This is a genomic window from Pseudoflavonifractor sp. An184 (assembly GCF_002160305.1).
Taxonomy (GTDB): domain Bacteria; phylum Bacillota; class Clostridia; order Oscillospirales; family Oscillospiraceae; genus Lawsonibacter; species Lawsonibacter pullicola.
Genome location: NZ_NFKI01000086.1, coordinates 1 through 8,572 on the forward strand (window position 1 = coordinate 1; position 8,572 = coordinate 8,572).

12 protein-coding genes and 1 pseudogene are annotated in these 8,572 nt (G+C 63.0%); 4 read left to right on the forward strand and 9 right to left on the reverse strand.

Going from position 1 to position 8,572, the window contains the following annotated elements; all coding sequences use genetic code 11:
* Positions 1 to 385 (reverse strand): hypothetical protein (locus tag B5F19_RS17320; RefSeq protein ID WP_140394268.1); only part of this gene is annotated, 385 nt, incomplete at its 3' end.
* Between the two features lie 179 nt (positions 386 to 564).
* Here B5F19_RS17320 and B5F19_RS15890 point away from each other — a divergent pair.
* Genes B5F19_RS15890 through B5F19_RS15900 form a run of 3 tightly spaced genes read left to right on the forward strand, consistent with a single transcriptional unit; the run spans position 565 to position 2,223 of the window.
* Positions 565 to 1,143 carry a hypothetical protein gene (locus tag B5F19_RS15890; protein WP_087292447.1) on the forward strand — a complete coding sequence of 193 codons (579 nt, stop codon included), beginning with the start codon at positions 565 to 567 and terminating at the stop codon, positions 1,141 to 1,143.
* Positions 1,131 to 1,940: a hypothetical protein gene (locus tag B5F19_RS15895; RefSeq protein ID WP_087292450.1), complete on the forward strand. Its 810-nt coding sequence runs from the start codon at positions 1,131 to 1,133 to the stop codon at positions 1,938 to 1,940. The genes B5F19_RS15890 and B5F19_RS15895 overlap by 13 nt, the downstream gene beginning before the upstream one ends.
* A gap of 58 nt (positions 1,941 to 1,998) precedes the next feature.
* The gene (locus B5F19_RS15900) at positions 1,999 to 2,223 is read left to right on the forward strand and encodes a hypothetical protein (RefSeq protein ID WP_087292453.1); all 225 of its coding nucleotides are present in this window, start codon (positions 1,999 to 2,001) and stop codon (positions 2,221 to 2,223) included.
* On the opposite strand, the pseudogene B5F19_RS15905 reads toward B5F19_RS15900, so the two are convergent.
* The 5 genes and pseudogenes from B5F19_RS15905 to B5F19_RS15925 all read right to left on the reverse strand — a co-directional run.
* Positions 2,223 to 2,435, reverse strand: a pseudogene (locus B5F19_RS15905) (transcriptional regulator); the annotation flags it as partial. The gene B5F19_RS15900 and the pseudogene B5F19_RS15905 overlap by 1 nt on opposite strands.
* Positions 2,436 to 2,437: 2 nt before the next feature.
* Positions 2,438 to 2,761, reverse strand: a complete 324-nt coding sequence (locus B5F19_RS15910) for a TfoX/Sxy family protein (RefSeq protein ID WP_087292456.1) — start codon at positions 2,759 to 2,761, stop codon at positions 2,438 to 2,440.
* Complete coding sequence (locus tag B5F19_RS15915; protein ID WP_087292459.1) at positions 2,748 to 3,674, reverse strand: YafY family protein; 927 nt, start codon at positions 3,672 to 3,674, stop codon at positions 2,748 to 2,750. Before B5F19_RS15915 ends, B5F19_RS15910 begins: the two co-directional genes overlap by 14 nt.
* 213 nt (positions 3,675 to 3,887) lie before the next feature.
* Complete coding sequence (locus tag B5F19_RS15920) at positions 3,888 to 5,591, reverse strand: ABC-ATPase domain-containing protein (protein ID WP_087292462.1); 1,704 nt, start codon at positions 5,589 to 5,591, stop codon at positions 3,888 to 3,890.
* A 90-nt stretch (positions 5,592 to 5,681) separates the two neighbouring features.
* Positions 5,682 to 5,882 carry a helix-turn-helix transcriptional regulator gene (locus B5F19_RS15925; RefSeq protein ID WP_087292474.1) on the reverse strand — a complete coding sequence of 67 codons (201 nt, stop codon included), beginning with the start codon at positions 5,880 to 5,882 and terminating at the stop codon, positions 5,682 to 5,684.
* A 148-nt stretch (positions 5,883 to 6,030) separates the two neighbouring features.
* Between B5F19_RS15925 and B5F19_RS15930 the strand changes: the two genes are divergently transcribed.
* Complete coding sequence (locus B5F19_RS15930) at positions 6,031 to 6,291, forward strand: hypothetical protein (protein WP_087292465.1); 261 nt, start codon at positions 6,031 to 6,033, stop codon at positions 6,289 to 6,291.
* On the opposite strand, the gene B5F19_RS15935 is transcribed toward B5F19_RS15930, so the two are convergent.
* From B5F19_RS15935 to B5F19_RS17775, 3 genes are all read right to left on the reverse strand, one after another.
* The gene (locus tag B5F19_RS15935; RefSeq protein WP_087292468.1) at positions 6,260 to 6,796 is read right to left on the reverse strand and encodes a GNAT family N-acetyltransferase; all 537 of its coding nucleotides are present in this window, start codon (positions 6,794 to 6,796) and stop codon (positions 6,260 to 6,262) included. The genes B5F19_RS15930 and B5F19_RS15935 overlap by 32 nt on opposite strands.
* Positions 6,797 to 6,836: 40 nt before the next feature.
* On the reverse strand, positions 6,837 to 8,126 hold the full coding sequence (hflX, locus tag B5F19_RS15940; RefSeq protein ID WP_087292471.1) for a GTPase HflX: 1,290 nt from the start codon (positions 8,124 to 8,126) through the stop codon (positions 6,837 to 6,839).
* A 191-nt stretch (positions 8,127 to 8,317) separates the two neighbouring features.
* The coding region (locus tag B5F19_RS17775; RefSeq protein WP_204248352.1) for a hypothetical protein at positions 8,318 to 8,572 on the reverse strand (255 nt) is incomplete at its 5' end.

Genomic DNA, 8,572 nt, shown 5'->3' on the forward strand with positions numbered 1-8,572 from the left:
GACTTTTCCGACAGCCTGCAAAAATGCCGTTACTTTTCCGCCGCGCAGCGGCGGAAAAGTTCTCGCTGCGCTCGCCGAACGCCTTGCCGTGCAAGGCATTCGGGGCATTTGATCCCACTCGAGGCGGGCTGCCGCCCCCTCGAGCTCCCCCGCCAAAACTGAGGAGAGTTCTACTCAACAGCGGTTTTTTGACAAGCTGACGGGCCTGTTGCAAAGTAGAATTTTGAAAAAACAGGCCAAAGAAAAAGTTAGCGAGAACCGTCGGACTGGCGGTTGTCGCTAACTTTTTTAAAACAAAAATTTTCTTTCCGGGTCTGAAAACTGCATTTTGCAACAGGCCCGTATCGTCATCCCCCTCTCTGCCCACCACCTCTTCAACAGGCACCCCTCAAACTGATTTATAAAAAAGAAACGTGCCTGGAGCATGCTCCAGACTCATCTCCATTCCCCCTATAAAATCTTAAACAATCCTTAAATATCGCTTTATAGTAATTTCTCAATATTCTGGTATACTGTGGCCCATATCAGAGAAACCCAGACAGCTATATAATAGGAGGTATGCCCATGGGGTACAGCACCAGCGTCTACCTGCAGATCCGGGACTGGAACTATTGGTGGAACGTCTATCAGTTCGGCGGAGCAGAGCCCTCCGTCCCACAGGGAGCCGAATTCAGCCTTACCTTTGACCAGGACGGGGAGGCGTTTTATTTTGCCTTTGACTTCTACAACCTGTCCGCTCTCCGGCAGTTCTGCTCAGCCGAGTCGGAGGCGTTTGTGGAGCCGGACCACCCGGACCGCCCTCTATTTCTAAATTTGGCGGAACAGCTCCTGGCCGGGAAGCGGGAATTTTTCATCGGCGCCCTCTACTATGAGAATCCAGCTCCCAGCCTGGCCCTATGCAATCGTCCACTCTCTGAGAAGGAGACGCTGTTCGACCGGAAATCTCTGCCGGCCGCGCCCTATTACGCGGTGGTCTTTCTGCGGGAGGACCGCCCCCTCACGCCGGAGGTCCTCATCTCCTGGGTGGAGCGGCTGGCTCCCGCCCTATTGGGAAAAACGCTCTCCTGCCGCCTGGGCTGGTCTCCCTCCCGGGAGACGGCCCTGAGGAGCTATCAAGAGGAGGGTTCCCCTTGGAGCACATAATTTCCATTCCCATCACCCCGCCGGATCAGGACGCGCTGGTTCCCCAGGTGGGCTTCGCTCTGGAACAGCTGAGAGAGCTGGCCTCCCGAAGAAAACACCCCAAGCTCTGGGCCCTGTCGGACAGGCTCTGCCCGCTTCCGCAGGACTCCTATGGGGTCATCCAAAAACGCCGGAAGCGGCGGCGCGCTCTGGGTCTGATGAACTGGATGCTGGGCGCCTTTGGCACACTGATTGTACTGATGCCCCCGGAGATGCCCTTCTCTGTCACCGCCGCGGCCTCCATCTGCCTGGGGGGTGGGGTCGCGTTTCTGTGGCGGTACTGGCGGACTGTGCTGGGTGTGCTCAGCCTGCTCCAGGCGTCCTTTCTCTGCTTTCTCAGTCTGGGCAGCCCCGAGGAGCTGCGGGACCTGATGCACTTCGGACTTTTCTGCGCCGCCCTGGGGATCGCCGCGCTGGCCACCCGCAAGCGGGGCGGCCGCTCTCCCTATGATCCGGCGGCCCGAAACCTGCTCCGAAAACAGCAATTCGGTCATGGTTCATCCCCGGTTCAGGCCGTCTTTTCCCCCTCTGACCTGTCACTCCACTTTGACCAGGGACCTGAGCCCATCCAGAAGCTCTCCTACGACTGCTTCGAGTGCGTCATTGAGACCCAGGACCTGCTCCTGCCGGTCCGTGACGGCCGTGTCATTGTCCTGCAAAAAAAGGACCTGCCCGCCGGGGCTCTCCCGGAGCTGCGGGAGAGCCTGCGGGAACAGGTCCTCTACATGACCGTGGCCCCATCCGCCGCGCACCGATAGTTGGGAGGCTCTGCCTCCCGACACCCAACTCTCAAAAAGAAAAAAGGGGGGAAACCCTATGTCCTTTACCCCCGGTGTCACCGGTTTCTTTGGACCACGGGATCTGTTGATTGAACCACTGGACCCTGGAGGATTCCGCACCCTCGTCTACACCTTCGCCCGGCTCCAGTACGGCCGCGTCCTCGCCCTGGATGAGGACCTGTCCGCACGGAACTTTTACGCCGCCCAGATCGCGTTCCGCTCCCGGGAGCTCTGTCTGCTCCTGAACGTCTACGCCCCCTAGCCCTCCAGCTGATGCTTGCCCAGCTTGCTCATTTTGATGGTGTATGCCACCGCGTACAGCTGGCCGACGGCCGCCTTGTAGGCTCCGCCCTCCTGGTTGGGGTCCCCCTGGCCCCGCACGGCGAGAAAGTCCATGGCGGGGACCTCCACGATCCGGGGCGTCTTAGGGGGCAGGTAAAACTCCTTGTACTCCTTTTTATAGTCAAACGGCATAGTCATTTTCTCCTTTTTCTGACTGATTGGGCCCGCAGCGCCTCACAGGTCACCTGGACCAGCCGGGTCAGTCCCTCCCGGTCGTCCACGTCCTCCGCCAGCAGATAGTCCTTCGCCCCCTCATAGGGCGGCTCCTTGGGCAGCCGGGGGAAGGCGTCCTCCCCCTGGGGAGTGGGCTTCACAAACAGCTGATCGTCGCAGATCACCGCAAAGAAAACCCCGCCGCAGTACAGGCCGTACTCCCCGAACATGGGTCTGGCACGGACGTCTCCCGCCTCCCGCAGCTGTTCCGTGATAAACTCCACAAATTCTCTATGGGACGCCATGGTACTCCCCTCCTCCGTAACGCTCGGCCAGCCGCGCCCCCACCTGCCGCAGGGTCTCCCGCAGCTCCGCCGGCTCTAAAAGCTCCGCCCTGTCCCCAAAGGTGAGCAGCCAGGGCAGCACGCTGTCCCGGTCAGGAAAACCCCAGGCAAACCGCAGCCGTCCGTCCGGCTCCGCTTGGAAGCTGTCCGCCCCGTACTCCTCCACCAGCCGCCACTTACAGGAGGGGTCGAAGAGGACCGTCACCTGGAACGCGGCGGGAAAGACCCGCTCCGGCTCCAGGTCGGGCAGAGGGACCGTCCGGGGCTGAAAGGGCTCCCCCAGGGTCAGGTCCGTCATCCGGTTGAGCTTGAACAGGCGGAAGTCCCCCCGGTCCCGGCACCAGGCCCACACATACCAGGCGGACCAGCGGAACATCAGGTAGTAGGGCTCCCCCTCCCGCTCCGACTCCCCCTTGGGGGCGTGGTAGGTAAACCGAAGCGTGCGGTGTTCCCTCAAGGCGGTGCGGATGGCCTCGATCTTGGGGGCCAGGGCGGTCCGGTACCAGGAGGACAGGTCGATGAGGGTATCCGCCCCCTCCGGAACCAGCGTCCCCGCCCCGGCGGACAGCTTCTCCATGAGCTGGGCATAGCGGCTGGTGCCGCTGACGCTGTCCAGGCTCCGCAGGCCCGCCAGGATGTCCTGCATCTCCGGCCCGGTGAGGACGGTGCGGTCCACCCGGTAGCCCTCCAGAATGGAGATCCCGCCTCCCGCTCCCTGGACGGTGACCAGGGGAATCCCCGCCCGGCACAGGGCCTCCACGTCCCGCTGGATGGTCCGGCGGGACACCTCGAACCGCTCCGCCAGCTCCGGGGCGGTGACCCGCTCCCGCTGGAGCAGGATGGACAGAATCCCGATGAGCCGGTCCAGCTTCATACCGCTCCCTCCCCTCTTGAATTGAGTCCATTATACCACAGGAACCGGACAGCAGCCTGTCCGGTTCCTGCGGGGATCTGAAATTATTACGTGCTTTCCTCGCAAAAGACCTGGCGCGGGTTCTCCCCGCGGCCAGGTCTTTCGTCTTTCCAATACGGTCCCACGCTTTGGCGCTTGCCGTTGAGCCGTTCTATCCCGAAAAGGAATTCGCCCTTACAGCTCCAGCCCCCGGTACCGGTTGAAGCAGGCGAAAATTTCCTGCCGCCTTGGCCGGGCCAGGAAGGGCACGCCGGAGCGTTCCTGGCACAGGCCCTCCAGGCCCCGCCGGTCCAGCACCGCCTCCAGCTCGTCCACCACCTGGCGCAGGTCCCGTTTCCCGTCCAGGAGGCTCCGCTGGGCGTACACCATGCACTCCCCCAGGGCGGCGGTCTGCTCCCCGTCCACCAGCTGCTCCACATGCCGCAGGTCGATGGTCTCCCGGTCGATGGAGACCCCGTCCCGGCCCAGTGATTTGAGCTTGATCCGGCCCCCATCCCCAAATTTCCGGGATGCCCTGGGGCGGCGGTCAAAGCTGGGGGCCGCCGCCGGCTCCAGCCCCTCGGCATGGAGGGGGAAGGCCGCCGCCTCCCGCTTGGCCAGGGCGGTGACGTCCCGGGGCTCGTACCGGTCCATCTGGATCACCCGGTCTGCCGCGTGAAAATAGGCGCCGGAGCTCCCCGCCACCAGGACGGTGGACACCCCCCAGCGGTCGTACAGCTCCCGGACCCGCTCCAGGAAGGGGGTGATGGGCTCCATGTCCCGGCTGATCACCCGCTGCATCAGCTCGTCCCGGATCATAAAGTTGGTGGCGCTGGTGTCCTCGTCGATGAGCAGCAGGGAGGTCCCCGCCTCCAGGCTCTCCGCCACGTTGGCCGCCTGGGAGGTGCTGCCGCTGGCGTCCTCCGTCTCAAAGGACACGGTGTCCTTCCCGTTGGGCAGGCCGTTGATGAACATGGAGATGTCGGTGCGCCGGATGCTCCGGCCATCCTCCGCCCGGATTTTCACGGCGGTGCGGTCGGTGATGACATACTCCCGCCCGTCCCCCGCCACGTGGTCATAGACCCCCAGCTCCAGGGCCTTCAGCAGGGTGGACTTCCCGTGGTAGCCGCCCCCCACGATCAGGGTGATCCCCCTGGGGATTCCCATGCCGGTGATCTTCCCCCGGTTGGGCAGGTCCAGCGTCACCGCCAGCTCCCGGGGGGCGCGGAAGGGCACCGCCCCCTTCATGGGCCGGGAGGACACCCCGGACTCCCGGGGCAGGATGCTGCCGTCCGCCACAAAGGCGCACAGCCCCAGCTCCGGGAGCTTTTGGCGGATATACTGCTGGTCGTCGGCCAGCTGGGCCACCGCCCGCAGCCGCCGGCCGTCCAGGCCGGAACAGCACAGGGTCTCCTGCACGCACCTGGGCAGGAAGTCAAACAAAATCTTCTCCAGCTCCCGGGCGTTGATGGTCCGCCCGTTGGCCGGAAAGCCCACCTCCAGGCGCAGCAGCACGTCCCCCCGCTCCGGGTCCAGGCGGCAGGCGGTGCGCTCCAGCACCTCCGGCCCGCAGCGGCTGACCGAGATCAGGCCGCTCTGGCCCGAGCCCTTGGCCTGGAAGGAGAACTGGGCCGCCCGGCGGCCAAACTGACGGGTCAGCTCGTCCTGGAGGGCCAGACGGCGGCACCGGGTCTCATAAAGGGCCCGGGGAAAGCCCGCCGTCTTTCCGCTCACATGGATGCTGAGCTTGGAGGGGGCGGCAAAGGGGTCCCCCTGGACATGGTCGATGGACAGCACATACCCCGGGAACTGGTACGCCCCCCGGGTGTCTTTATAGGCCGGATAGCCCCGCCGGTCGATCCGGGCCAGTAAATTTTTCAAATCAGCAGACGTCTGCATGAGCTTGGTTCCTCCGCTTTCATGTGATTTCGTAAATCGGTCCTGAGCGGGATTGCCGGAGAGGGCTCCCCTACTCGGGACTGGTTGCGTTTATTCCCCTTCCTCATTGGGAAACAGTTGAATGTTCAGCGCCTCACAGATTCGAAAAAAGACCTCCAGGGATGGGCTCTTCCGTCCCTTTTCGATCTCATTCATAAACGATTGGGCGATTCCCACTTCTTTCGCTAATTTATACTGGCTCCAGCCTAACTTTTTCCGCTTGTTCTGGATCACTTCGCGATAGTCCTTCATATTCATCACCAAGTCCATTATAGCTCACAGCTATGCCCATGGAAATATATAGCTCCAAGCGATCGACTTATATCGCTCTCAGTGATATAATCGCCAATAGAGATAGGGAGTGACTTGAACAGTCACTCCCCATAATGAGGTGATATATATGGATGATTTCTCTATGGACTGGGATCAGGAGATTCAGGACATGGTGGACGACCTTCTTCTGGACGCCCTGGTTCTGGAGCTGTGCCGGCTGGCCGCGGCACAGGCTCCCTCCTCCCTGGCGCGCTTTCCCTCGGAATGCCTTCCCGGGCTGGTCGACCGCTGCGGGGACCACCTGTCCCAGCACGCCTTTGGATTACAGATGTGGAGCCGGGAGCTGGCCGCCCCCGTCAGGGACAGCTCTCCCACATCTCCCGGGTGAGAACATAGAATTTTGTGGGCTTTTCCTGCCCGGTGGGCCCGTCCACCACGGTCTCCTCCATCCGGAAGGAGAAGCCGCTCTTTTCGATCACCCTCTGGGACTGGGGGTTGTCCGCGTAGTGGCTGCACCACACGGCGGCCAGCCCCATCTCCCCAAAGGCGTACCGCAGCAGCTCCGAGACCGCCTCGGGCATGAGCCCCCGCCCCCAGAACGCCGGGCTCAGGGCATAGCCCAGCTCGTCGTTCTTCTGGGGGAACTCCGCCCGGGTCTTTCCGGTAAACCCCGCCGAGCCGATCACCTTCCCGGAGGCCCGGTCCACCACCGCAAAGGTGTTGGGTGCGGAGAAAACCGTGCGGATGATCTCCCGGCTCTCCTCCAGGCTCCTGTGGGGCGGCCACCCGGCGGGCAGGCCCACCTTTGGGTCCTTGGCGTACTCATACAGGTCCGCCGCGTCATTCTCCTGAAACGGGCGCAAAAATAAGCGTTTTGTCTCTAACTGCGTCATTCCTGCTTCATCCCCCGTCTCATTCTGCCTTCTGCATTTCCTAATCTTCCCACGGCTCTTTGTGGGGCTGCCAGCCCTCCACCAGGGGGCCCAGCTGTCCGATGGTCTTGGGGGTGCACACGGCCACCACGTCGATGGTCTCGCCGTAGTCCACCTGCTCCACCTTGGCCTCCTGATAGAGCCGCTCCACCAGTCCGCCCTTGTCGTAGGGCAGATGGATGGTCACCCGCTTGGCCCCGGCGTCCAGCCGCTCCCCGATGGCGGCGAGCAGCCTGTCCAGCCCCTCCCCGGTCTTGGCGGAGATGGACACGATGTTCTCCCCGTGGGGCCGGATCTCCCCGGTCCACAGGTCGCACTTGTTAAAAATCTCCAGCCGGGGGGTCTTTTCCGCTCCCAGCTCCAGAATCAGCTGGTCCACCACCGCCGCCTGCTCCCGCCACTCCGGGTTGGAGGCGTCGATGACGTGGAGAAGCAGGTCGGCAAAAGATAACTCCTCCAGGGTGGCCTTGAAGGCCTCCACCAGGTGGTGGGGCAGCTTGCGGATAAAGCCCACCGTGTCGGACAGGAGCACCGTGCAGGTGTCGGAGATCTCCAGGGTCCGGGTGGTGGTGTCCAGGGTGTCGAACAGGCGGTTGTTGGCGGGGATGGCCGCCCCGGTGAGCTTATTCAGCAGGGTGGACTTGCCCGCGTTGGTGTAGCCCACGATGGCCACCACCGGCACCTCGTTCTTGATGCGCCGCTCCCGCTGGGTGGCCCGCACCCGGCGGACCTCCTTCAGCTCGGACTCCAGCTTGGCAATTTTACGGTGGATGTGCCGCCGGTCGCTCTCCAGCTGGGTCTCGCCGGGGCCGCGGGTGCCGATGGCGCCCTCCTGGCGCTCCAGGTGGGTCCACATGCCCAGCAGCCGGGGGAGCAGGTACTTGTACTGGGCCAGCTCCACCTGGAGGCGGCCCTCCCGGGTCCGCGCCCGCTGGGCGAAGATGTCCAGAATCAGGGCGGAGCGGTCCAGCACCTGGACCTTCAGCTCCTCCCCCAGCACCCGCTGCTGGGAGGGGGACAGGCTGTTGTCAAAGATCACCATGTCCGCGTCCATGGCCCGGACCAGCTCCCGGACCTCCGCCACCTTGCCCTCGCCGATGAAGGTGCGGGGGTCGGGGGCGTCCTTCTGCTGGAGCACCGTGCCCACGCACTCGCCCCCCGCCGTTTTCAACAGGTCGGAGAGCTCCTCCATGGACTCCTCGGTGGCATTCTCCTCTCTCTCCAGGCGGTAGGCCCACAGGCCCACCAGTACCGCCCGGTTTTTGGGTTTTTGTGTGTTGGTCTCGGTCATAAAACCTCCAAAAGCATCTAAATGGAATCCGCGGGGCAGGTGTGTCACCTCAACTGTGCCCCGCTTGGAAAAGTATCATCAGCGCCCGGCTAAAAAGCCCTGATAAATTTGCTTCATCTCCAAAGCGTCCTCTGCCTGGGTCCCCGCGCTTCTCCCATTCGATGTTCCATCGAATGGGGACCCTTATTTTTTTAATGCTCGGCGGAAATCAATTCCGCCATCTCCGCGCTAAGAGCCGCCGCTGCGCGGCGGTTGCGCTCCGAAACGCCTCGCTGCGGCTCGGTGTCCGCCAAGATTTTTGCTTCGCAAAAATGCTTGTACGGCGCAAACGCGCCGCCCCATCTGCGATGGGGCCCCCTGCGAAAGCGCCCGGTTACTACTCCGGTAAAAATCCTTGATAAATTTTCTTCATCTCCAGCGCATCCTCCGCCTGGGTCCCCGCGCTT